The sequence below is a fragment of the [Borrelia] finlandensis genome, from assembly GCF_000181875.2.
Lineage (GTDB): Bacteria > Spirochaetota > Spirochaetia > Borreliales > Borreliaceae > Borreliella > Borreliella finlandensis.
Genome location: NC_012247.1, coordinates 1 through 25247, shown reverse-complemented (window position 1 = coordinate 25247; position 25247 = coordinate 1). Strand labels below are relative to the sequence as shown.

General features: G+C 25.3%; 16 protein-coding genes and 7 pseudogenes. 20 read left to right on the top strand and 3 right to left on the bottom strand.

All coding sequences use genetic code 11. The annotated features are described in order from the left end of the window. Window positions 1–655: 655 nt before the first annotated feature. From BSV1_RS07160 to BSV1_RS06450, 11 genes and pseudogenes are all read left to right on the top strand, one after another. Window positions 656–949: pseudogene (locus tag BSV1_RS07160) on the top strand (DUF3890 domain-containing protein); the annotation flags it as partial. Further along, complete coding sequence (locus BSV1_RS04675) at window positions 949–1332, top strand: DUF1506 family protein (protein ID WP_012672603.1); 384 nt, start codon at window positions 949–951, stop codon at window positions 1330–1332. The pseudogene BSV1_RS07160 and the gene BSV1_RS04675, both read left to right, overlap by 1 nt. Next, complete coding sequence (locus BSV1_RS04670) at window positions 1320–1706, top strand: hypothetical protein (protein WP_012672600.1); 387 nt, start codon at window positions 1320–1322, stop codon at window positions 1704–1706. The genes BSV1_RS04675 and BSV1_RS04670 overlap by 13 nt, the downstream gene beginning before the upstream one ends. After that, entirely contained in the window at window positions 1703–2272 is a 570-nt protein-coding gene (locus BSV1_RS04665) for a DUF764 family protein (RefSeq protein WP_012672594.1), read from the top strand. The genes BSV1_RS04670 and BSV1_RS04665 overlap by 4 nt, the downstream gene beginning before the upstream one ends. Further along, window positions 2253–3374, top strand: coding sequence for a DUF787 family protein (locus tag BSV1_RS04660; protein ID WP_012672599.1), 1122 nt, complete (start codon window positions 2253–2255; stop codon window positions 3372–3374). The genes BSV1_RS04665 and BSV1_RS04660 overlap by 20 nt, the downstream gene beginning before the upstream one ends. A 13-nt stretch (window positions 3375–3387) precedes the next feature. Beyond that, the gene (locus tag BSV1_RS04655) at window positions 3388–3816 is read left to right on the top strand and encodes a DUF1463 family protein (RefSeq protein WP_012672596.1); all 429 of its coding nucleotides are present in this window, start codon (window positions 3388–3390) and stop codon (window positions 3814–3816) included. A 15-nt stretch (window positions 3817–3831) separates the two neighbouring features. Further along, window positions 3832–4287, top strand: coding sequence for a DUF1473 family protein (locus tag BSV1_RS04650; protein WP_012672593.1), 456 nt, complete (start codon window positions 3832–3834; stop codon window positions 4285–4287). After that, the gene (locus BSV1_RS04645; protein ID WP_012672568.1) at window positions 4284–4520 is read left to right on the top strand and encodes a DUF1322 family protein; all 237 of its coding nucleotides are present in this window, start codon (window positions 4284–4286) and stop codon (window positions 4518–4520) included. The genes BSV1_RS04650 and BSV1_RS04645 overlap by 4 nt, the downstream gene beginning before the upstream one ends. A 7-nt stretch (window positions 4521–4527) precedes the next feature. After that, window positions 4528–5109: pseudogene (locus tag BSV1_RS04640) on the top strand (DUF759 family protein); the annotation flags it as partial. Between the two features lie 589 nt (window positions 5110–5698). After that, on the top strand, window positions 5699–6298 hold the full coding sequence (locus BSV1_RS04635; RefSeq protein WP_012672565.1) for a chromosome replication/partitioning protein: 600 nt from the start codon (window positions 5699–5701) through the stop codon (window positions 6296–6298). A 1106-nt stretch (window positions 6299–7404) separates the two neighbouring features. Then, window positions 7405–11234: pseudogene (locus tag BSV1_RS06450) on the top strand (Eco57I restriction-modification methylase domain-containing protein). Window positions 11235–11828: 594 nt separating this feature from the next. Here the strand turns inward: BSV1_RS06450 and BSV1_RS04610 are convergent. Next, window positions 11829–12670, bottom strand: a pseudogene (locus BSV1_RS04610) (S2/P23 family protein). A 2377-nt stretch (window positions 12671–15047) separates the two neighbouring features. Here BSV1_RS04610 and BSV1_RS04605 point away from each other — a divergent pair. The 6 genes and pseudogenes from BSV1_RS04605 (at window position 15048) to BSV1_RS07275 (ending at window position 20376) form a co-directional block, all read left to right on the top strand. Then, window positions 15048–15344 carry a hypothetical protein gene (locus BSV1_RS04605; RefSeq protein WP_039949638.1) on the top strand — a complete coding sequence of 99 codons (297 nt, stop codon included), beginning with the start codon at window positions 15048–15050 and terminating at the stop codon, window positions 15342–15344. Between the two features lie 3 nt (window positions 15345–15347). After that, window positions 15348–15718 (top strand): annotated as a pseudogene (locus BSV1_RS04600) (P12 family lipoprotein). Window positions 15719–17172: 1454 nt separating this feature from the next. Beyond that, window positions 17173–18133 (top strand): annotated as a pseudogene (locus BSV1_RS04595) (plasmid maintenance protein). Further along, window positions 18081–18669: pseudogene (locus tag BSV1_RS04590) on the top strand (DUF226 domain-containing protein). Before BSV1_RS04595 ends, BSV1_RS04590 begins: the two co-directional pseudogenes overlap by 53 nt. Next, window positions 18642–18983 carry a ParA family protein gene (locus tag BSV1_RS04585; RefSeq protein WP_012672614.1) on the top strand — a complete coding sequence of 114 codons (342 nt, stop codon included), beginning with the start codon at window positions 18642–18644 and terminating at the stop codon, window positions 18981–18983. Before BSV1_RS04590 ends, BSV1_RS04585 begins: the two are co-directional and overlap by 28 nt. A gap of 1144 nt (window positions 18984–20127) precedes the next feature. Further along, the gene (locus BSV1_RS07275) at window positions 20128–20376 is read left to right on the top strand and encodes a hypothetical protein (RefSeq protein ID WP_012672595.1); all 249 of its coding nucleotides are present in this window, start codon (window positions 20128–20130) and stop codon (window positions 20374–20376) included. A gap of 579 nt (window positions 20377–20955) precedes the next feature. Here BSV1_RS07275 and BSV1_RS04570 read toward each other — a convergent pair. Further along, window positions 20956–21846, bottom strand: a complete 891-nt coding sequence (locus BSV1_RS04570) for a P12 family lipoprotein (protein ID WP_012672577.1) — start codon at window positions 21844–21846, stop codon at window positions 20956–20958. Between the two features lie 1065 nt (window positions 21847–22911). Here BSV1_RS04570 and BSV1_RS07665 point away from each other — a divergent pair. The 3 genes from BSV1_RS07665 (at window position 22912) to BSV1_RS07265 (ending at window position 23620) form a co-directional block, all read left to right on the top strand. Next, window positions 22912–23088, top strand: coding sequence for a hypothetical protein (locus tag BSV1_RS07665; RefSeq protein WP_483756801.1), 177 nt, complete (start codon window positions 22912–22914; stop codon window positions 23086–23088). Between the two features lie 210 nt (window positions 23089–23298). After that, window positions 23299–23475 carry a hypothetical protein gene (locus BSV1_RS07270; RefSeq protein ID WP_012672576.1) on the top strand — a complete coding sequence of 59 codons (177 nt, stop codon included), beginning with the start codon at window positions 23299–23301 and terminating at the stop codon, window positions 23473–23475. Then, a complete protein-coding gene (locus tag BSV1_RS07265) occupies window positions 23462–23620 on the top strand; it encodes a P52 family lipoprotein (RefSeq protein WP_245532222.1) in 159 nt (52 codons plus the stop codon). The genes BSV1_RS07270 and BSV1_RS07265 overlap by 14 nt, the downstream gene beginning before the upstream one ends. 108 nt (window positions 23621–23728) lie before the next feature. Here BSV1_RS07265 and BSV1_RS04555 read toward each other — a convergent pair whose 3' ends face one another. Next, the gene (locus tag BSV1_RS04555) at window positions 23729–24100 is read right to left on the bottom strand and encodes a BlyB family putative holin accessory protein (protein WP_039949649.1); all 372 of its coding nucleotides are present in this window, start codon (window positions 24098–24100) and stop codon (window positions 23729–23731) included. Window positions 24101–25247 lie beyond the last annotated feature (1147 nt).

Genomic DNA, 25247 nt, shown 5'->3' with positions numbered 1-25247 from the left:
CTTAAAATTACAATACAAGTTTAGACATTTAAAACAATCTTCTGAAAAATTTTATACTTCAGATTCGTATATTGGCGACATTAATAACAATCTACTGCCTTTTGCTCAAGCTTATAAACTTGCAAGTAGCGAAATTATCAAACTTATTAATCACTTTGTTCTCACAGGCACTGTTTCAATTCAAAAAGATGGTAAAAATCAAAAACGTCTACTCCCTAATATGTATGGACTTCTTAACATGCCAGATCAAGTAAAAGAAGAAGTTCAAAATGGTAATAAGGATAAGATGGATAAAATATTTGAAAAGGTTGACACAGGACTCTCAAAACTAGAGCTGGGCGATGAATTTTCTACACCTATGATGGTAATAGTTGACCCTACAACTTCATTGAAATTGGTAAAACCATGCTCTTCAGATCAATTTCCTCCGATTAGTTGTGAGAAATGGGAAGATGTTTTGATCCAGACTATTAAAGCCATTAATAATAGAGAAGATGTTTACATTGAAACTTCAAATTTACTAAAACACCAAATACTCGTCTATCCGTTGAATCCGGAGCTTATTAAGTTCAAGCCTAGTAAGTACATGTTGCCTACTCCGAATGAACAAGTTGATAGAGATTCAACCGATATTGCTCATTCATATATTGATTTTGTTTTAGGCGGGTTGTTAGCTAGTTCACTTACATATGAACAAATATTTTTGCTTACCTTCTACCACATGGGTTGTCAATTAAGAAAGCAAGGGATTGTTCGTGAATTTGAATTTGAAAGAATAAAAAAAGAAAAATTCAATGAGCTTGAGCTTGACTATTATCCAGGTGGTAAAGGAGTAGAAGAAGGCAGTGAAAGTTGTGCATCAAGTAAAAACCTCTGCTTGCAGCTTGATTCATTTTTAGAAAAGCTTAAGCGAGATACTTCAACACCATCTTGTATGGGGGTTGTCTAATGAGTGGTATTAGAAAAAGACTAGCAGATATGTCTTTACGCATGATTAATGTTTTTAAGGATCCTGAGCCCTTAAGGTTCTATAAAGTAAACATTATAAAACTTGAAGGAGATGAGTCTTATCAACGAATATTTAACAAAAATGAGTACACTGAATTTCTTGGGGTTATTATTGATATAAAACCACAAGAACTTGCAATGCTTTACGACTCTAATATGTCTGATATTCAAGGGTATTCTAAACTTTACACATATGCAAATCTCAACTATGAACTAAAAGATAGAATATCAATTTCAGATTTAGTTTATTGTGAAATATTTAGCATTGACTCTTCAATTAGGTACTTCACTCTTGTCTTAAAGGAATTTATATGGACGACTTAAAGATAAGTATTCACTTAGAAATTGGCTGGTTTGGGGGTCGTTCCAATATTGCTAGAATGCATGAAAAAGGGAGCACTAAATTACCGATAAGAAAACATTTAACCAAAATTGCTGGTAGCGCTGAATTTAGAGAATATATCAATAACAGTTATATAAATTCTAAGTTTAATATTGATCCTAAATCCGGAATGCATGCCATCGGAGAAGCTTTTATCAGATACTATGAGAATTATGTACTATCGGGGCAAGTTGTGCCGAGTTTAAAGGATAATACAATCAAAAGCAAATTTCAAAAAGGTAGCAGCACCGCATCAATCCCACTTGTTGACACATCTAAAATGTTATCAGAACTAACTTATAAGGTGCTTGAATGATTGTGACTTTAGATATAATCGTGAATTATTTACTTAAAATATTTCAAGGATTTAAGTCATATGCTGCTTTAAATGATTTTGAATGCGATATTATAAATACTTACAACCATCCATATCTTTCAAAGATTACAACTGCTAGTCCTAATATAATAGCGTTCAAATTTGATGGTACACAAAATCTATTTGATCATAACTCTAAAACTGGTGCATTCTATGATAATGCTTTGGAGTTTAGTTTAAATTTTCAAATATATGTTATTGCAATAGTGTTGAATGATAGGGATTTTGATGCAAATTCACGCATGTTGGTACTATATGGACTGCTTAGCGAGTTTATGCATAAAAAAACACACAATTATACGTTGTCTAATCCACATCAATCTGAATATGTTACTAAAATAAGCTTTTACATTTACCCAGTATCAAATATGCAAACAGTTGGACTGATTAATTTAGGTACAAAGTATAGCAACCATGCATACAGCGCATCTGGAGCATTCAATGCTAGTGTAAAAGCAACAGAAATTTTAAAAGGGGGATACCAAATTGCCACAAGATACAATTAGTGTAAGTTTAGTTACTTCTAGGATTCAAACTAGCAGGCCCAATTATTATAATCCACTTTTGGTCTACAAAACAGCTAAAATCAAAGTTAATAAAGATGCTGCTAACTATAAAACATTGAGTTTAACTGTTAATAACTATGAACAACAAATTGAAACTTTAGAAAAAGATACTGGAGATAGTAATAATCAGTTTGAAAAAGAAAAAACGCTACTAAAAACCGCAATGTCTGATTTTTTCAATTCAAGTGAAGAGTCCTTAAAATCAGCTGTGCTTTTTATCTATAAGGATAAGCCTGAAAAACTAAAAAATTACCTTAAGGAACATAGGCACTCTTTTGTTGTGCTTATTAATACCCAAAGTGACAATGGGGATTTGGATGATGGATTAACTGTTTATAAGGACGACTATGATAAGTTCAAAATGATCTCAGCTTTTTTTGTATTTTCAACCAAAGAACAAGAAATAAAAGGAATTTTCAATAATGGTAAAAGTAATGCTGATAAAACAAGAAATATTGTTGTTTATTCTAACAATAAAGACAATTTGCATCTTAAATTTATAAGTGCATATTTGCATCAAGCAAGTATTTCTCATTCTGTTAATCCTTATGGTATGCTATTGGCTGCTGTACCACTTGTTGATGACACTCTAATTGGAAAGTTAAGGACTGCAAAAATCAACTTTTACTCACTTCTTAATGAAGCTGGTCTTGATGGTATGCCTGCTTTTAAAGAGGGGGTTGATCTAGCTGGAAATTCAATAGACGAGCTTTTTACGTATCATTATATAAAAAACGAGGCCATTATTGAGCTTATTCGAATTTGGAACAAAAACAATAGGCAAAATAGCAAATTATCTGAACTGCAACTTAGTGGGGCTAGGGACAATGCATATACTTCTGCAATTGAGTGCATGTTAAAAAGGTTCGTTGATAGGGGATTAATTATTCAGTATAAAGATTTAAAACTGATTTTATCTCCATCTTCAAATCTTAAATTGGAACTTAGTGTGAATATTACTTATAACTTTAGTATTAATACTGTTGCTTTAGTAATTACTTCTCAAGATATAGTTGATTATCAAAATAGCTTAAGGGTATAAGGAGTGAAAAATTATGCAATTTTATGATTTACGCGAAGTTTACTTTTCAATCGGTGACAGACAACTGCATAGTGGTAAGTTAGAGCTTACAAGTGAGCCTACAACAAGAGCAGTGGTTAGCAATGAAGACAAGGGAATGCCCGTAATAAGCTTGAGGGATCCTAAAACCATAACTTATATTTTCAATATTGAAGTTACTCTAGGTAGTTATGACTATATTTTGTTAACTGAAATTTCAGACGATCAGTTTTATAATATGGATGTTAGCAAATATGATAAAATGCTTGATTTAGTATTCAATGATAGAATTGCTACCAAAATTATTACTAACTACGCAATTTTTACTGAAGAGCCATCAAGAAGTTGTTCAGCAGAAGCCGAAAAAGTTACTTTTGAAATTAGAGCCATTAATTGCCAAAAAACCAACCCAAATAAAAATTAAAAGGAGAGTCTCTTCATGATAATGAGATATAAAATGAAAATTTTAACTAAAAATAAAACCCATGAATACCCACTTAGAGTATTGTCGGTCTATGAATGGGACAAGGTGCTGGGATTTAATCAAAGCGACGCTGTTTTTAAACTTAATGAGGTTAAATACCTAAGAGAAATTACAAGCTTAATGATAAGTTCAAAATTTCTAGATGAATTCTATGTGATTTTGGATCAAAATAGAGAATTTATTTCTTATTATAAAGACTATCTTGTTGCAATAATTTACACTGCACAATTCAATACTTTTCACATAGATAATGATCTAAAAACCCCCGCTTTAGTATATTTGAGTGAGTATGAAAATAATGTTGGTGATTTTGTTAGTTTTGACTATATCAATGAAAATTTTGATTATGAAAAAGTAGTCACTTCACTTTCATTAGTTACATCAAATTCTAATGAACTGGTTGCTAAATGAGCAAAATAAATAAAGATATTGATAAAGCTATTGCAAGTCTTAATGAGACTAGAAAAAAGTATTTTAACTTGCTTGACGAGATAAAGAACGACAAATACTTTTTTCCAGTAATTATGAATATTTGCTCATACGACTCTGTTAAAAAATTGCCTTATGACGAGCTTTTAGAGGCCAATAGAGTTGCTGAGATTAAATTAGAAAAAGAATTGTATGAATTAATTTTAAGCAAATGAGGGCTCAATGAGCGACAAATTCACCATTAAATTTAAGGGCATTCTTGATCATGCTGCAACAAAAAAGGCTATTGAACAAGATATTACCAAAATGGAAAAGTATCTTAAACCTAAAAAATCTAGTTTAGGTAGTACTAAAGATATTGTAAAAAATAATTTGTCGGACAAGAAAAAAGAACTAAGCAGACAATCTAAATTTGAAAGTTTAAGAGAGCGTGTTGAGAAATATAGACTTACACAAACTAAAAAACTTGTAAAACAGGGTATGGGGTTTGAGAAAGCTAGAAAAGAGGCTTTCAGAAGATCTTTAATGTCTGATAAAGACAAAAGACGTCTTGAATACAAAGAACTTGCAAAAGAATCAAAAGTAAAAAGTAAAATGCTAGCAGCCTCTCAAGGAAAAGGACTTGTTGCCAAAATTGCAATAGGCAGTGCTCTAGGAAATATCATTGGCAACGCTATGAGTAAAGCAGCAGGAGGACTTTTAGGATTTGCTAAAAAAGCGGTTGAGGAAAAATCTAAAACGAATAGAACGAAACTTCTCAACAGTGCGTTTTTTGAGAAAGATGAACGGAATACGATTATGGGAACGCTTCTTTTAGCTTTTTAAAGTTAAAATGAATTCTATGTATTAATATATTATATTTTTTTTCAAACTCTTTATTTAAGTAAATAATAAATGAAATTATTTTTTAAGTTTGCGGTTTTTTGGAAGTAGTTTGTTAGTATTAATTTGGCAGTTATGATTAGATACAATAGCTTTCATTTTTTGCCTTCTGGTTTAATGTGTATTTAATTATTAATTTTATAGTTAAAACTATAATATATAAAATAATAAATTTCAATGCCTGTTAAAATTAAAGTTAAAAACTATTTTTCAGAATATTTAAGCCAAGAGGCATTGATTTTTTTTAAACAAAAAGTATTTTTAATGTTGTTTTATATCGTTCGGAGCCGAACGATATTATTTATTATTAGTAGCAATTATTTTTTATCCAAAACTAGATATTGACATAAATTAAACTTTGTGTCAATATTTGTTCACAGATTAGCAATATTAGATTTATCGTATATCTTTTTTTATCTTATATTATTAGTTTAAATTTATTTTTAGATTTGAATTAATAGTTAAATATATAGAAGTACATACTTTAAAAAAATAAATACAAGAGGACAAAATGAGGAAAAAACAAAATAAAAAAGAGATGATTTTAAATGATAGATTTGAAGATTTTATTGATAAAGGTCAAAATTTAAATAACAATCAAGATGAAAATTTAATAATTTATAATAATTTAAAAGACCAATTGAAGCTTAATTTAAAAGATGATATTGACAATAAAATTCAAAGAATGAAAATTCTATATGAAATTAAACAAAAAGAACTTTATAAATACGATGGTTTTAAAAGCTTTGAACAATTTATAAAATCTTTTATAATTGCAAAAACTCAGGCTTATATATATTTAAAAGTTTATGAAAAGGTTTTAGAAGGGATTATTTCTATTGATAAAATTAAGGAAGTGGGTTTTAATAGCATATATCATGCCATACAAAAACAAAGGTTGTTAGAAATAAATCAAAAAAATATGAATAAAAGCAACAAAAAAAATACCCCAATTAGAATTTTAATAAAAGATAATGAATTATATGATTTTTGTAAAAAAGATACTAAAAGGGTTTATTTTATTTTAGAGGAGATTTTTAAAAATAAAAAAAATATTTTGTCAGAGATCATAATTAAATATGATAATTCTAAAAAGAAAAGGAATAAATAAATTTTCAAAGCTTGTTGACTTTAATGCTTGATTAATGGTCATCTATTATTTCTAATAGGCTTAAGTTTATTTTGCCTAGTTTAATGTCGAAAAGATGCTCGGAAAAGGGTTTTTTCATTTTAAAATGTAAATTTTGTGAGACCCAGTATAAATATTGGGCTTTAAATTAAAATCCCCTTTAAATATCTTATATTGATAAGTTTCCTATTACTATGTTTTTATATTTAGATATAAAGCAATAAGATAATTTATGTGAAAGGCCTTTTCTTTGATATGAAATTTTCTTATGTGGCTTGGCAGTTCTTAATCTAGATTAATTATATTAATAGGCCCTTTTTGTTTTTTAATAGCTCTTCCTGGTATTTTTTAAGTTTATTTTTACATTTTAATAAATATTTGGGCTTGTTGGCTTTTTTAGCTTTGCTGCTTAATAAAAAATTGTAAATGAAGAACTTTGATTTATTTTTTAATTTTGTAGAGAATAATTATGAACAAAAAAATATTTATTTGCATGGTTTTTGTACTGATAAGTTCTTTCAAGGATTTTTTACATCTTTACTACTTTCATAATTCTGAACAAGATGTTTCTAAGGAATAAATTAACAAAATACTAGACAATTATTATTTTAAAGATGAAAAACATAAAAGCTTTTTTTGCTTATGTTCAGCAAATTAGAAGGTATTTAAGAAAAGTTGAGATTACAGAAAAAAGTTTTTTTTAGACGCTCTTAATATTATATTATGCCTATAAAAAATAAATTGATACCCCCTAATTATATTTATGAATCTTAAGGGAATCACTTGTTTTGTAGATGATAGTTATTTAAATCGAATTTTTAAGTATTCAATACAATAGGATTCGTATAAAATTGATTTAGTTGAGAAATATAAAGAAAAAGCTATAAATAGGTTTAAACAATCTTATTCTAGGGATAGAACAAATAAAAAAATCAAACAAATATTAAAACAAGTTTTAGTTGACCTGCCTAAAGATTAGTTTTAAAATTAAAAAACCAATCTTTAGGCATATTGTGAACATTTTGAGAACATTAAGAAAAGCTAAAAAGATTTGAAAACAACACAAATGATTTTTGTAGGCATAAATAATGAAAGCTAATGAAATTGTAAAAACAAATGATCCAAATATACCTCTTTATAAAGAATTGTCAAAAGACTTTATAAAAAAAGAAAATATTAATAAGCTAAAAGATTTTTTCATTTTTTTAACAAATAAACTTTTTTTCAATAAACGATAATTCAACAGAGGCAAATATAGAGTCTTTACTAAAATCTATATTTGAAGAGCTAAATTATTCAGTGGAACAGCAAAAATGTGGGCAAATAGAAAATAAACTCTAGGGTAGATATACTGCTTTTTGAAAATAATAAAGACAAAATAGATTTTAATAATAAATTAGAAAAAGCTAAAAAAAATAATGAGCCTATTCCAGCTGAAGATATCTTACTTATAGCAGAAGTCAAGCGTCCATCATTTAGTTTTGATGCTAAAGACAAAGTGAAAGAAGCAGAAGATCGGCTATATAGATATCTAAATCAATATCAAAAACATTATGGAATACTCTCAAATGGAAAAGTGTGGAGATTATATGACAAATCGAAAGTGCTTTATGGAGAAAAAAGATATATTGAATTTAATTTTTCTAAAATTAAAAGAAAAGAAGAGTATCAAGAACAAGAATGGTTTGTTTTATTTAGCTACCTTGTAAGAAAAGAAAGATACCTAAAGACAAGCAATATAATAGAAGTCGGAAAAGAACAAATAGCCAAAGAAAAAGAGATAATTAAAAAAACCTTAAGAGAAATACTCTATGAGAAGCCTGATGACTCTATAGTATTTAAAATTGCAAAAAATATATATGACAAAGAATTTAAATTATCAGACAAAAAAATTACTCAGCATATTTTAGCTAGCATTCTTGAAGAATCAATTCTTTTTATTTTAAGAATATTTTTTATTGCATATATTGAAGATAACGACATATTTAAGAAAATATTAGAAGAAAATAAATTATACAGATCTTCTGTATCTTTTAGATATTTTTTTTATGATGAAAATACAAAAAAGAAATTAGGGTATAAAAAAATAATAATAATTTTCAATTTGCTTGATAAAGGAAGTGATGCAATAAAGTTTCCTATATTTAATGGGGGATTATTTGCACAAGATAAGACTAAATATTTAAATAATGAAAGTTTACTCAGTATTAGTGAGATTGAAGAAATACTAGTTAAAATACTTTTCTTTGAAGAAAAAAATATTAAAGATAAAAAATTTGTAAAATATTCAAGATTAGATCCTAAAAGCTTTGGAGAATTATACGAAACTCTACTTGAATATGACCTAAGAATTGCAGATACCACTGTTCATCGTATTATTTAAGACGGGATTTATCTCATTCGTACTGAAGAAGAGCTTGAAAACAATAAAGTAAACAAAATTGCTACATATCTTAAAGGAAATATTTATCTTACATCTAGATCACTTGATAGAAAGAAAAGTGGAGCATATTATACTCCAGATGGCTTAACTGATTTTATGGTCATATCATCAATTGAAGAGCAGCTTAAAACCAAATCCCCTTTAGATATAAAAATTATTGATAATTCTTGTGGATCAGGGTATTTTTTAATTTCTTGTCTAGATTACTTAACAGAAAAAGTATGGTATCAGCTAGATAAATTTGAAGATGTAAAAAAAGAGCTTTATAAAGAATGTGGGATTATTCTTAAAGAAAGTGAAGAGTATGATGTTCAAGATAGTATAAGTAAAGAATTGGTGCTTAAAAGAATGCTGCTAAAGAGGTGTATTTATGGTATCGATATTAATCCTATTTCGGTTGAAATTACCATGCTAGGTTTATGGACAAATACCTTTGTTTTTGGAACACCACCAAGCTTTATTGAGCATCATATAAAAGTGGGAAATGCTCTCTTGGGATATACTAAAGATGAATTTTTTGATATTGCAAAAAAGAAATTTGAAAGTGGATTTTCTTTATTTAAAAAAAGAATTAAGGAAATTACAACTATTTTAGAAGATAGTTATCAAAAAATTAAAGGTATTAACGATACCACCAAGGAAGATATCGAAAGATCTAAAAAGATATACAAAGAATATGAGAAAAGTGAATATATAGATAATTTAAGAATAATATTTTCTTTAATTAAACTTTATTCATTATCTTTTGACAAATCTTTAAATATATAATTTAGTGATATTGTAGCTGTAATTAGTTTAATTGAAAATATTTTGAGTAATAAAACTTCTAATGAAGATAATGAAAAAATGGAGAAAATTAGAAAATTAAGTAGCCACTATAAATTTTTCCATTATGGAATTGAATTTCCGGATATTCAGGAAGGATTTGATATTGTAATTGGAAATCCGCCATGGGAGAAAACCAAGTTTAATGAAGCAGAGTTTTTCTCAAAACATATTCCTAATTACAGAAAGCTAAGCATAAAAGAACAAAACAAAATAAAACAAGAAATGCTTAGTAAAGATAATCATCCTTTGAACATTGAATACATTGAAGAAAAAAATAGCATGAGTACTATTAATAATATTTATAAAAGTGATTTTAAAGATTTTACCAGTGGTGGTGATCCTAATCTTTTTAGATATTTTATAGCATTTAATTTAAAATTAATAAAAGAAAACGGAAATTTAACTTATTTAGTTCCTTCAGCTCTTTGGAGTGAATTTAGTTCTAGGTTGCTAAGAAAATATATATTTGCTAACTATAAACTTAATTATATTTATCAATTTCAAAATCAAAAAAGATTTAAAGATGTGGTATCACTTTTTAAATTTGCAATATTTCAGTTTAGTAATACTAAAGTTCCTACATCGAATTTTAAAGCAAAATTCATGATTCAAAGTAGTGATAATATTTTAAAAGAAATAACTAGGGATTTAAAAAATAGTAAAGATAATGCTTATAAAGGAATTGAACTAAATATAAACCAAATCAAGAAACTATCTCCTATTCAAGAATCAATTATTGAATTTAAAGATAGTAAAGAACTTATCTTAATTAACAAAATGTTTAGTAAATTTAGTATTCTTAGTGAAGAATATATTAATTTTAAAAAAGGGCTAGACCCAAGTATAAAGAATCGTAAATCTTTATTGAAAGAATATAATAATGAAAATTTTATATTTCTTTATTCTGGAGTCAATATCCATCAGTTTAACTCAAGATTTTTTGAAGATAAAAATGGAAAAGAAAGCACTAAATTACTATGGATAGATAAAGATGACTTTCAAAAAGTATCAACTAAAGACAATCAGTATTAAATAGAAAAAATATTATATAGAAGGATTGCAAGAAATACAGATATAAGAACCATGATTAGTACTTTGTCTCCTAGAAATTGTTATTGTGTTTCTACAATATATATAAATTATGAGAAAGCACCAATATCTATTTATAAAAAATTATTTATTATATCTATTTTTAATTCATTTGTTTTTGACTATTTGATAAGAAGATTTGCTTTAAGCACTGATATTGTAAAATCATGTTTATATCAATGCCCTATGCCTCAACCCGAAGAAGAAGAAATTTTAGCTAATCCGATATACTTAACTTTAGTAAAAAACACTTCCTTGTTAATAGCTAAAAATGATCCTTTAAATTTCTCTAATTTGCTTTACTTAGAGCATTTTAAATTTAGCAAAGAAAAAGTTAATAAAATTCTAAAATTAGACACCAAAGATGAATTTTTCAAAGAAAAAGAAAAAGAAAAAGAAAATGACTTTATTGTAGCTAGTCTTTATTCGCTAACCAAAGAAGATTTTATCACTTTACTTGGTGATTTTAAAGCATTAAAAAATAAAAAAGGAGAAGAACATATTTTATCTTTAATAAAAGGATATGAGAATTATTTAAGAATAAAGAAACTTAGCTAAGTTTAACAATTCAAACTTAGCTAAGTATTTTAAAGAGATTTATATGCATTAAATGAAATATATATTTTAGCAAAAACATCATTATAAAATGATGAAAAAATTATTCTTAGTGAAATTCTTTTTAAAAGAAAACAATAAAGAAACTAAAAAAATTAAAAATTAAAAATTAAAAATTAAAGAAAATAATGTTTATAGATTTGAAAATATGGTAATTTGCGATAGTAAGTGTTTTTAAAAAAACCCAAGAAATTAGAAATAAGGCGTTTGTATTCTACATAGAAAGTTATAAAAGTATTGTTCTTATAACATGTTTCAATAATATCTTATTGGATTAATATTGAAAAGTCAATTAATCATTATTGGGGATAACATACACTAAATACTCCACATTTTATAGTGCTAGAAATTATCTCTTCCTTTTCGGAATTTCCAAGATATTTTTTATTTTTTTAAAAATATTTTTTAATCTTTATAGGCACTCTAGCAATTTACAGTACTTATTTTTTTATTACTATCTTTTTTTGCTTTTCAAAGTGTTTTTAGCATTTTTTTAAAGAAAAAATCTATTTATTAAAAATGTCACCAAGGTATTCATTATTCATCAATAGAAAGCTTTAATTTCTCATTTGATAAATTTGGATACTTATTAAATATTAGCTTAATAGTATCGGTAAATAGCCTTGATTTAATGCAATTTCACAGTTTTCATCTTTATTAGTTTTCCCATCTTTTATGGTAAGATATGCAAGCATATAGACACATTTATTTTTTTATAAAGAAGTTTAAAAGAATTTATCAAGTTATCATTTAAAACTCCAAAATTATATGAATTAATGTATCTAGACTCTTTTGAAGCCTCTTTTAAACCAATTTGAGCAATACTAGCTCTGTATTGCTCAAAATCAATATTCGATCCTTCAGAAATTAACCTCAGGCTTTTAACTTCATATTTTTCTTCAAACCCTTTGGTTGACTCAAATGCTATTATTTTGGCTATTGGCACTTTATTGTCTAGTATTGTATAATTATTGTCATTAATATTATAATCATAATTAAACCATAATGATAAAGTTTTTAATTGAATGGGTGAAAAAATATAAGAATACTTAAAGCCTTTAAGATTTTGAATTAAATTATTATATTTGTCTTTTATAGGCCTTAAATTGCCAGATTTTGCCCATGTAACATAGCCTCCTACAATAATTCCCAAACTTTTCCTTCTTTTATTTCGTTTAACCTAGATTCTTCATCAACATAACAAGTATTGTTATTATCTTCTTTAATATTTTTTTACCATATTCTTCAATATTTTTCTTATTGTTTTTTATAATTGGCTCAGAGCCTAAAATTCCATTCTTAATGCTTTTTGAGGATTCTAGTACCAGTAGGCAAGAATAAAAAAATGATATAAAAAACAATATATTTATAACACTTATATCTTTTTTTCATAAAATTCTTTTTACTTTAATTAATTTTTAAAGTTCTACTCCATATTAATTTGATGTTAGAAATTTATAAAATATCTTTTCATTATAATTTTTTAAAAAAGAGTTATCCCAAAAAACCAAAGGCTTTTTCTATAATCTTTGATTTACAAATCATAGCTCACCTAATGAATTTTACCAGTCTTAAAATGAAAAATTGACCATATATTCATTATTTTTATTTTAAGTTTAAAAATATTTATACCCGAAGAATGACTTGTAGACAAAAAAGCATCATATTTTTATTTACCAACAGAAGGAAACTTTCTAATGAATTCGATTAAGGATAGAATAATAAATAACACTCAGGGTGTCAAGCATTAAAAAAATATATTTTTTTAATGCTAATATAGAGATTCTAAACAAAAGTGAACTACTATTTATAAATCAAGTATTGTAAAAATGGTGCTCATGTTAAGAATGCTATGTCAAAGCGAGCTAATCTCTAAATTAGATAAGTATATATCTAGCCGTTACTTAAGGAGTGTAATTATGAAGAAAATTATTTATAGCAGTATTGTCTTTTTCAGTTCAACTTTTAATATTGGTGTATTTCATTCCATTAAGATTAAATAAAACACATTAATAAGACATACATGATTATTAGATGATAATTTAAAATTATTGAAAAACTTTAAATCTATATTGTAGATATATCATATCTAGCAAAAATTATTTCAACAAACTGTTTATAAAAGCAAAAAAGAAGTCTTTTTTGAGCTCTAGTCTAAATATGAATTTTATAGAAAAGAAAAAATATAAAAAAAGAAAATGTAATTTAAAAACCACTAAACACTGAGTGACATTTTTAAATACTTATATTTTCATTCATTATAATTCTTTAAGATTTGAAAGTATTAAGATCAAGTTCTTTTTGTATGCCAATTATATAGCTAAGTGCTTTTATAATATGCTAAAATGTTCAACTTCATCTTTATTTTCATATTAATATTAAGCTTTCTATCTTTCCTATATTTTGATAGCTTTTTTAAATAAAGAATCTTTATTAATTTTTTTAAGAGCATTTCTCTAAATTAATAAATAGCAAATTGCTACTATTTATAGTAACAATTTAATAAATTGTTAACGCAAACTGTTAACTTCTTTATTCCTATAATTACTAATCTGAATTTAAATATCTATCAAATTTAAATACGCCAATAAGAAAAGATGCTGTAATTTGTGTTGCTTGTGGGGTTAAAAATTAAAAAGCTCAAAAATACATTAAAATCATAGCGCCTTAAAAAAGCAACCAAGTCTACTTTCTTTAAAGGAGAAAACAAAAAATCAAACCGTCTTAAGTTTGCTAAGCCAAGGCAGATTAAAGATGATAAAAATATTATGGGCATCCCAGTTTACAATGCTTTTACAAAGAATCATCAATACTCTATATTAGATGATATAAATATCATCTAAATAAAAGTTAAATTATCTTTTGATAAGGTTATAAGAAATAACAAGAGAATTAAATTAAAAATTTTTGTAGGGACCTGCGTAGAATAAAAAAGATTCAACCTTTAAAAGCCGCACAGAGTTTATTAGGATTGCTTTAAAAATTATGATTGAGAAATTATGTTGAAGATTTATTTTTGAAAGCATTAAAACACAAATCTATAATAATAGAAATTGAATTTCTTAAGAGTGAAAATTTTAACAAACTAACCTCATCAATAAATTATGATCTTAATGGTTTTCAAAGATTATATAAAAAACATAGTTTATATTTTAAATAAATATTTCAGCAATATTAAAAAACAAAAATAATTTCCAGTCTTTTTAAAATTAGATAATATTATTTTTTGCATAAGTGGAGAATTACATATAAGAAATAAAATATATAGCACCCATTTAATAGAAATATGTTGCTATTGTCCTTATTAAGCTGTGTCTAAGCATAGAATATTAATAGTCAATTTTATTTAAGAGTGTGGAATTTTGTGAAATAATTTCTGATGATATTGTTAGTAAAGCCTCAATTTTTAATTATAATTTAAGTAGTTGGACAAAATGAATTTAACAAAAAGAAAGCTACTAGAAGAGGAGGATTGCATAGTATTGCTAGCTTCTATTGTGTAAGGACATGTTTTTTGCTTTATAGAATACATTTGTAATTGTTGTTTGGATTGAATGTAATGTGATTATTCTTTAGAAAGATGGGTTGATGTTGTTTTTAGAAGTATACATTGAAATGATTTTGGCAATTTAAGAAATTTTATTTTGTGATTTTATAGTAAATGTTCTATAATTTCTAATATTTTGTTATGAATTAAAAAATAAGCAATTTGGCATATTGGGAGGAATATATAAATAAGAGTTTTTAGTGCCATGTATGTTAATATTGTTGAGTTTTTTGGTATCATACAGCGTAAATCCTCCTAATGAAATGCTAAGCAAAGCAAGAGGAAAATATTTAGAAGAAGGCAAAAGGATAAAAAATTTAATTTTTAGGGATGGTAGTCAAGAACCTGGGGAAGAGAAAGAAAAAGAAGATATTGTTGAGCATATAAAAGAAGAAGTAAGGAAAGTAATTTATGCCGTTCCTATAAATGTGGATAATGTATTGAGTGGTCCGGTGATTCTTAATTTTCCATACTATTCTCAAGAAAAAATAGAAATATCCCAATAAAAACTGGAAATAAAAGAAGAAGATTTGGTGCCAACTACCAATGACGAAAAGGAAGCAGAGAGGGTAATTAAAAATATAAAGAGCTTGCTTGGAGATTCTGGATTTGCTCAATTAGTCGAGAAAGCACACAAATTAAAAAGAGACTATGCCCAATTAAAATCTAGTTTTTATAGTATCTTCTCAGAACTTAAAAATAAAATAGCAGAAATGCAAGCAGAAAGATATTTTATAAAGAAGAAGGAAAAAAACAAAAACTGGATCAATTGCGCAATAAATTAAGCAATGAAAGGTCTAGTGTTGATAGATTTAGGATTAAGATTAATAGTGGGTTGAATGAAAGAACTTCTTCAAAGTATTCTTTTGAGAAATTTTAAGACACCTTAAAGGAAGCTATAATCAAGAGATTAAAAAGCAATTTGCCTAGAAATCGTTATATATTAAGAAAAGGAGATAGTGATTTGATAGCTAGGCGGGCACGAATAGAAGCATAAAGTGCACCAAGTGAATTAAAATCTAACCCTATAAAGCTAATTGAGTCAATGGTGGCAAAGAAAGAAATAGAAATGCTCATAGAATAGGCAAAATTTTGTTTATACTAGGAATTTTAACATTGTTAAAGGAGAGGGGGCATACAAAGTAATAGCAATTAAGAACATTGATTAAAAGCCTAAAAATAGTATTACGTAGAAAGCAATTTAAAAATCAGATTAAAAAAGCAATCTTGGCCCTGGTTTGCCTAATATAGGGGGTTAAAGATGTAGGAAAAACTATTAAAATATTAAGAGAGTTGTGATATGCATTAAAACCAAAATGGTGAGCAAGTATAGCTATATATTGTCAATGCTAACCAATAGACTATGTTAAGATAAAAATATAACAACGGCAATATAAATTTTATGCAAAAATTACCAATGCTATTTTTTACATAAAGAAGAGCTTTACATACAAGTAAATGACATACATTTAATATAACATATTAACCTATTAGGTAGCTGTTTAAACGCAGAATATTAATTGTTAGTTTTGTAAGAGTGTAGAATTTTGCGAAATGATTTCTTATAACATTATTATTAAGTGTGTATCTCTAATTTTAAATTAAGCTTGACTTTGAGTGCAACCAAAATTCACTTTAAAATAAAATTTTCCTATTTCTGTTATAATCCTGTCAAATAAGGTAATTAATTCTTTGAATTTCTAAAAGGGATCAAGCTTAGAAAGAGCTTATCAAAAATTTATTACTTTTTTCAAGTGACGGATTTGAGTTTACAATAATTAGCAATAAAAACAAATTATTAAGGAAAAAAATAGATACATTTAAAATTTAAATCTTATACAAACCATAAAATAAAATTTAATAAATAGTATATCTATAAATAATTAAGAAAATAGTATAGTGCAATAAACAACTTTTGTTTTAATACACTTTTACCCAACTTATTTGGCTTTATAATATATAGCTCTCAAGCTATATTAATACCCTTGCTCTTCACATTAATTAAAATTATGAAAAATACTGTTTTTTTAGAAAAAATAGCTAAAAACCCAATATTTAATATAATCACTCAAACCACTTAGATAACTTAAGCTTTATAAAAACTTTCAATGTTAATGATGTATCCAAATTACAGAATAGCTTGGATTATTATTTAAATAGCTACCAATAATTACATAAACCATTAAAATATATCTATATTTCACAAAAATATTAAAATAGGTATTGACATTTTAAAATATTTTAAACATAATAGTGTTTATCAATGCAAATAAATAGGAGACCAAAATGGCATTGAATTTGCTTAACTAAAGGCATAAAACCGATACCAATAAGCTGCTTCCAAAGGATTCTAGGCTTAAAAAAATTGTTTCAGTAATTAATTACTTAAATAAAAGTTTTAAAGAAAAATATGATGTTTCAATATATAAAATTGATTTTAATTTTGCAAAGCTAAAAGAACTTCATCCTCATCATCAAGGAGACATTCTTAGAGTTCTAAACTCAAATATAAATAAAGAAGGATATAAGCCAACTGTAATAAGAACTTTAAGAGAGGATTTAAGATTTTTAATTAGAATAAAAGCAATTGAAAAGAAAATACTAACATTCTCAAATAACCCAAGAAAGTTTAAAGGAAAATTGTGTATATATAAGGTATACCCTATTGCATATAAGTTAATCGATGATTATTTTAGTAGCACCAAGGCAGACCTCTATAGGAAAATAAAAAAAGAAAAAGAAAATCTTAGCACTGAAAATGTCACTAAAAATGTCACTGTATATATCACTAATAATATATACGAAAAGAATTTTATTAAATCAATTTTTTTTAAAAAAAACCATCAAAGAAAAATTAAAAAAACCATTCTAGAAAAAACATTAAAATTATCCAAAGAGATAACCGAAGAGATAAAAAAAATAGTGAAAGAGTCTAAAAATCCAGAAAAAACTTATAAAAATACACTTTTTAATTACAAAGATTTTTTTAATTATTTATCATTTGATTATAAAAAAGAAGATATTTTATCTTTCTTTTTTAAGCAAACTTAAAGGATATAAAAATAAAATCCACTTTATGAGGGAATATGCTCCATATAAAACAGATTTTTACTTACTTGCAGGGGAATTTAAAGATATTTATACTACTAAATGGAAAGTAAATAAAACAACCAATTTTAGTGGACATGCAAAATATATAGCCAATAGCATTTTAAATGAAATTTTAAAGAAGGAGCCAAAGATTGAGCAAATTGCTAGAAAAACTAAAAGAAAGAAAAAAAGAATTAATAAATAAAAAAAAACAAAGTATGATGAAAATATAAATAAAGAATCAAAAGAAAAAACCTTTTTTTCTAGAATTGAAGAAATAGATAATAAAAAAATATATTATACAAAAATCTTTAAACATTTGATAAAATTTAAAATTACTAATAAAAACAATAAATTAAGCTTAACTTTTCAAAAACTTGATAATAAAAAAAATATTATTTATTTAATCTCTTTCCCTTAAAAGAAAATAATAAATTTCTAGGAATAAAATATGGATGGGATAAATTAAAAAAGCCTTTCTTTTTAAGAAAAGATAATAAATATTATGCGATAGAAAAACTTTATTATTTAGAATTTGCCTTTAGTAAAGGCTCTATTAAATGCTATATTGAGGCCCTTAGAACATTATTAAGAAAAAAAGACAAAGAAAATACTAAATATTATAGTTTTAATTTAGAACATATAAAAAAAATGGAAACTATAGTATATAAATTTTATAATAAAAAATTAAAAGATAAGGGGGTAATATATAAATGGATAGAAAAAAACCAAATATCATAACAATAGCAAATCTTAAAGGAGGTGTGGGTAAAAGTACGCTGTCAATACTCTTTTCTTATATATTAAAAAGTTGGGCAAAAAAGTATTACCCAATCGATATGGGCTCACAAAACGTGCTAGCTTCATATTTTAAAAAATATGTTTTTAATTTTGATAAAAACAATATTTATAATTTATTAATAGGCAATGTTTATTTTGATCAATGTGTAAACAAAATTAATGATTATATTTCTATAATTTATCACACCTCGCTCTTGATTAATTTAATTATGAAGATATGGATAATAAGGGAAATTTATTGGGTCTTTGTTTAAATAAAAATATTTTAAGACATAATTTTGCTTGATATAATCGTTTAGAACCGGACTTAAATAGTAAATATTATAAAGAATTAAAAAGCGTATTAAATATCTTAAATTTTATAACAACATTCTTCCTGGGGACTTGAAATGAGGAATTCAAAATGGAAATAAAAGCTAAAAAAGACAAAGAAGAGGTATTTATCAATCTTTTTGGAAATTATACTAAGAGACAAATTTAAAAGACGATCAAAACAAAGAACTAGCAAATTATAAAAATTTAAAAGAATAGCTCAAATATAACCTAAAAGATGATATTAATAATAAAACTCAAAGAATGAAAATATTGTATGAAATAAGGTAAAAAGAATTATATAAATAGCTGGTTTTGTTAATTTTAAAGATTTTATAAAATCTTTTTAAGTTGTAAAAAGTTAAGCCTATAGATATTAAAAAGTTTATCAAAAAGTTTTAGAGGGTAAAATATTCCTTGATAAAATTAAGGAAGTAGGATTTAAAGCTGTATCAAGAGATATGAGTGTAAAATTTTATCTGATGCGAAATCAAATATAATAATAAATACTATTAGTGAAGTTTATTTTATTTATTTTATATTTAAATTAGGGAATTTATATTTTTTCATTTAATTAAACTACAAAATATTGTAAAATCAGATCTTTAATTTCCCTTTAAATTAAAGCTTAAGGGGTGATAGCTATGAATGGAAGAATGTTATTATTTGTTTTGTTTTTGAACTGATAATTTCTTGTAAAAATTATCAAATTAGTAAAGATGTAAAAATTTCATAACAAAATTTAAAAAAGCAAATTAAAGAATTTATAGATGTTTTAGATACAAAAGAGGAATTAATACAAGTTGATGATCAGTTGCAAGTTTAAGCTAAAGATCAATTAGCTCGAAATGTTGTTGAAAATCTAAGATTAAAGGATATTGAAAAAGAAATAAAAGACTTAGAAGATAAAATAGATAAGGTGGATCGTGAAAAAACTTCTCTTAGAGCATATTGTGAGCACGAAAATGGAATAAGAGAAATAAGAGAAAATTACAAGAAAAACTAAAAGATAAAGAGAAGCTTGAAGATAAATTAAAGGGACTTGAAGATAGTTTAAATAAGAAAAGAGATAAAAGAGAAGGCGATTTGCAAAAGGCTAAGAAAAAATTTGAAGAGTTTGAAAAACAATTTAAAAGTGCAATTGGAATGACCGATGATGATCTGGTTAAAAGAAAAGGTGAAATTGGCAGACAAGCTTTTCATTGTGTTAATAGTTTAGGGTTAAAAAATATTACTAGTGTTAGCACTGTTTTTGATACTGATAAGTTGACAAATAAAATTATAGCCAATTCGCTAAAAGATATTGAAGAAGAGTTTCAATATTATAATAAATAGGAAAAAAAGGGTATTTTAATTGATTGATAATTATAAAAAAAACAAGGCTTAGCTGTTAGGCTTGTTTTTTATGTAAAGAAAATCAAAAATTGTAAGAATCCAAGCAATATAAAGTGTAAATTAGAAAAATTAATTAAAATAAAATAAAAAAATCTAAAAAAATTGCGATTACATGTCATATTAATATATGATTATTTTTATTATTTAGAATTAAATGCTATTGAAATTTGTGTTTTAAGTGATATGAAAATAATCATTAATAAGTTTTAGGAATGTTTAGCAATCTAAGCTTTTTTGTTATTATTTTTCCAATGTTATTTTAATTAATATCATTTTTGTTAGTATATCTTTCTTATAAGGAAATAGAAACTAAGGCAGGAATTGCCCTGAGTAAATTTTGTGGATTATGTTTTTATTTTTGGATCTTTCCATTCTTTTTTTTCAAAAAAAAGAATCTAAAAAGCTATCATGGAATGAAATAAGAAGCTATTTTTATAATCTTTGATTTAGAAATAAGTAGTTCACTTTACTTTACAAATTAATCTTCACCTAAATTCCATAGAAATTATAAATGGAGAATTATTTTTTATTGAGACTTGCTAAAACAGTTTTTGCATGGTTAATATTTTTTTTTATTTCTTCTTTTTTCCCTATTACCTCAATTTTTTTTAAAGAAAAAGATTCTAAATTGCTTAAAGCATTTTCTGTGTCAATTAGAGCCTGTCTAGACAATGCTAATGCATAATATTTATTATTTTTACTCTCTAATCTTTTAATAATGCTTTCATTTAATCTTTCCTGAGCGCTATCAAAAAATAAAGCAGCAGATCTTATTATATTTTCTGCGATATCAATATTATTTACAAGCTTATCAAGTTCAATATCTATCTTTAAATTATTTTGCAATTGTGTTAGTTGATTTATTTTATCTCTATTTTCCCTATGATTTACCATTAGTGACATTTTTTTATTTTTAATCTTTTCCTTCACATCATACGAATCAGTTTTTATTAAAGTGCATTCATCTTTAAGTGCACACACTTCTCCAATTAATTCAGAAAATTTAGAGTTTTCAAGAATATTTTTTAAATGTTTAATTGCTTTATCTGCTTGCTTTTCTTCGTTAGTATAAGGAATTAAATCCCCCTTTTTTATCTCTTTTTTTTGAGTAAGCTCAATTGAAGTAGTATTTGGTATATCAACCTTATTCTTTGGTGATCTTAAAGATACTGTAGACTCTAAAGGATCAATTAAATCCCCATTTTTCCGTTCTTCAAAATTTTTAGCAAAGTACTTTTTCTCTTCTTGATTGCTATATAAATCATTAAGAGTATCTTCTTTAACACTATTCAAAACTTCTTTTACATCATTGTTATTTTTTTGTTCTTTATTGCCAGATAATTTAGAATTTAGATTGCAAGATAACAATTCTACCACTAATAATGTATATAAAAACAAATTTTTTCTCATAAAAATATTCTCCTTTCCTCTAATTAAGAATATATATATTAAATAATAATGATTAATTAAGATTATATATCATTTTGTTTAAATTACAATAAAATATAAATAAAGATATTTTATTGATTTTGGCTAAAATTACTTTAACGATTGTGTGTGTTAAAGTATGAATTTTAAGTTAAGATAATATCTTATGTTCTCATCAAAAATATTAAGATAAAAGATTTCAAGTGTAATATTTTAGCGGCTTTTTTTGTTTTTATTAATTTCAAGAACAATGTCGTCAAAGCTGATAAAAACGATCCAAAAAGTGTATTTTACTAATCAGTTATAGTGAGTGATGGATTTTTAGAAAGAAGTATTTTCCCATTTTGGTGAATTAGTTGCGATGGCTTTTAGATTAAAACCAGGTCCAAAAAAATTTTATGTGAAAAACTATTTTTCTTAGATAGCTAAAAAATTAGAGAAAACTAAAATTAGTTTTAATATAATTTGCTTAAAGATATAGGTGTTATGCAGAAAGTTAGGCTGTAAAGGAGGATGGCAGAACTTAATATAGAAAATGCTATTGAGAGTGTAATAGAAGAAATCATTGAGTTATTAGAGGGGGGAGCTGCTAACAGCTGCCGCTAAGGCTACTAAGATATGACTACTGGGTTGGGGTGGATGATGAGATAGAAAATACGAAAAGGGGGGACTGAAGGGATATCCTAAAATACCGAAAGATCTGTAATATTTAGAAGACATGCCCACACTGTTTTAAGTGCTCTAAATATTGATGAGAATTAAAGGGATTCTCTAATATTATATTGGCCTAGCAGTAGAGGAAGATTATTATAGTCCTTTAGCATTTTTGAGGGAGTTCTTGACACAGTAAGTTGCCACTTGCACCCTAAAAATAAACAAAATAAACCAGATGTTTTGGATTTAAAGACCTTAAAAATTCGTTTGACATATCTTAAAGCTTTACTCAAAAATTTTAGAGGGTAGTATATCTATTAATAAGATTAAAGAATTAGGATTGGAAAATATAAAAAATATATTTTTTAAAAAAAATCACTTGATTTTAATAATATAAGCATATTAGAGAATAAAAATATTTTTATTAGAATTTTTACGGGGGATAAAGAATTATATGAATTTATAAAGCAAGATATGAAAAGAGCAAGTTATATTTTTAAGGAACTTTTTCAGAATAGAAAAGATGTTTTGATTGATATTGTAACTAAATATGATAATGAAAGAAAGTAAATTAAAAGTAAAGGAGTGCTATAAAAATTCTGCTTGGTCTTTGTTTTAAATGTTCTTATTTATAATTAAATGCTATTAATATAGTGTTTGCAATTTACAATATTTGTGTTCAATAAATAATAGAATTGTAAAGGATAGCTTAAATAATTTCATATAAGTCTGTTAACAATTTTTTAAACAATAAAAACCGTTATATATTTTTCATATATAATGAAAAACATATTTGAATACTTAGAATTAAATGCTGTTGAAATTTGTGTTTTTAAAGACATGAAAAGGGTTATTTATAAGTTTTATGAGTCCATTACAGACCTAGAAAATGCTGTAGAGTCAATATCTTTATTGTCACCACACAAAAGTCGAAACATTTTAAATGAGTTTTTTTAATTTAGGGCCCAAAAAGTCTAAAGAATTAATCAACCTATTCCGCAAAATTAAAGTAAAGCTGGGTAATAATGTGTTTGAAAATGAGGTTTTCATATTTTATTTATGTATTGATGGTATGAGTTTTTTAAACTATTATCTCTATTAGATAGAGATAATTTTGATAATTGGCCAATATTGATTTATCAAAAATTCCGTGCGGCAAAGAAAAATTTAAAGTTTAGGCTGGGCAATTATAGTGCACGCAAGTCATAATCTAAAGTACATTATTATGTAATATTTTTTTGTTTTTATAAATAGGTGTTCCTGATTCATCAAATTTTAGATTCTTAGATATTTTTAGATTTTTTTCATTCGAATTAACCAAATCAATAAAGTTATTAATTTTTTTATTTATTGGAGCGAGTGTTTTATCTATTGTTGGACTTAATACATTTTCAAGTCTTTCCATATTTGATTTGTAGATTGATGTGTAATGGGAATACAAATTACAAACCAAAGAAAATCCTTTATGTGCAACCTCTCCAAATTCATTTTTGAATTCAGAAAATACGTTAATAAGATTTGATATAGATGTAAGTCCGAGTTCAAGGTTATCTTTAAATAGGTTTTTTGATTTTTCGTTAATTGTTTCTTGTTTCTTTTCCGATCTATCTTTAATTTCTTCTAATTCGTGCCTAAATTGTTCTTTATCTTTTCCATCTGTTTTATTTGTTAATTTTCTAATTTTTTTTTCAATCTCTTCTAATCTCGAATCTTCAACAATGTTCTGAACTATTTCTTTTGTATCTAAAAATTCTTCAACTTGGTTTTTTAACTCTGTATTACTTTCATAATTCTTACAGGAACTTGTTGGTGCAAGAATAGCATAAACAGCAAACATTTTTCTAGTCATAATTATTGCCTTTCAAAATTAAATCAATCAAATTTCTTAATTTACAATTTTTTATAAATTTTTCTTTTTTTTATTTGTTAATTTATTAATAGCATTTGTATCATATATTGATAAACTTAACAGCATTAAGAGTATATTGCTAAAATATTTTTTTTCATATTCTCTACTTGTAGAATATTTTCAACTTATCTAATTTTTATAGATTCATATTATTATGTATATAAATATACTGCTAGTTTTTATAAAACAAACATATATACAGTAAATCATGCAAAAGAAACAAAAATGGATTTTAAACGTGAGGATAATATAGGAAAATATTTTAAAAAAATACAAAAGCACTTATCACAAAAGACACTTTAAAAGAGCATGCAGAAAATCTTTATGAAGCTGGTTCAAATAATTTGTAATTTATTTTAAATAATAGCGTACCATACTGTGTATTAGTATAATATACTTATTATTGCTTTAATAATTTTTTGAGTCTATAGATATAAGCTTTAAAGGATTTTTTTATTTGTAGGCTTTTTTTATTTTGATTTGTAATTTAAAATTGTTGTGCTAGTATCATTATGAATAATGTAATTATTAAGATATAATATAAATTATATCTTTTTTTAAAAAAAATTAACAAGTCCACAAGGAAAGGTATGCCTGCCGCTTAATTTTTACTTGTGACTTATCTTATATAATTGATTTATGTAAAATTTGGCGAGGCAAAAATAAATTTAATTAATATTTGTTAATATAATTATTTGTATTTTATTTAAACATAAAAAATTTCAAGTGCAAACAATTGCAGTTGAACAGCTTTAGTTTCTGTATTAAAATGTGCATCCTTTTTAAAATATTGGGTTATTGTACTTAATGTTCTATTTGT

Excerpts from the sequence above, each read along its gene's own strand:
- BSV1_RS04675 (WP_012672603.1), top strand. The coding sequence starts at position 949 with ATGAGTGGTATTAGAAAAAGACTAGCAGATATGTCTTTACGCATGATT.
- BSV1_RS04670 (WP_012672600.1), top strand. The coding sequence starts at position 1,320 with ATGGACGACTTAAAGATAAGTATTCACTTAGAAATTGGCTGGTTTGGG.
- BSV1_RS04665 (WP_012672594.1), top strand. The coding sequence starts at position 1,703 with ATGATTGTGACTTTAGATATAATCGTGAATTATTTACTTAAAATATTT.
- BSV1_RS04655 (WP_012672596.1), top strand. The coding sequence starts at position 3,388 with ATGCAATTTTATGATTTACGCGAAGTTTACTTTTCAATCGGTGACAGA.
- BSV1_RS04650 (WP_012672593.1), top strand. The coding sequence starts at position 3,832 with ATGATAATGAGATATAAAATGAAAATTTTAACTAAAAATAAAACCCAT.
- BSV1_RS04645 (WP_012672568.1), top strand. The coding sequence starts at position 4,284 with ATGAGCAAAATAAATAAAGATATTGATAAAGCTATTGCAAGTCTTAAT.
- BSV1_RS04635 (WP_012672565.1), top strand. The coding sequence starts at position 5,699 with ATGAGGAAAAAACAAAATAAAAAAGAGATGATTTTAAATGATAGATTT.
- BSV1_RS04605 (WP_039949638.1), top strand. The coding sequence starts at position 15,048 with ATGTTAATATTGTTGAGTTTTTTGGTATCATACAGCGTAAATCCTCCT.
- BSV1_RS04585 (WP_012672614.1), top strand. The coding sequence starts at position 18,642 with ATGGATAGAAAAAAACCAAATATCATAACAATAGCAAATCTTAAAGGA.
- BSV1_RS04570 (WP_012672577.1), bottom strand. The coding sequence starts at position 21,846 with ATGAGAAAAAATTTGTTTTTATATACATTATTAGTGGTAGAATTGTTA.
- BSV1_RS07270 (WP_012672576.1), top strand. The coding sequence starts at position 23,299 with ATGAAAAACATATTTGAATACTTAGAATTAAATGCTGTTGAAATTTGT.
- BSV1_RS07265 (WP_245532222.1), top strand. The coding sequence starts at position 23,462 with ATGAGTTTTTTTAATTTAGGGCCCAAAAAGTCTAAAGAATTAATCAAC.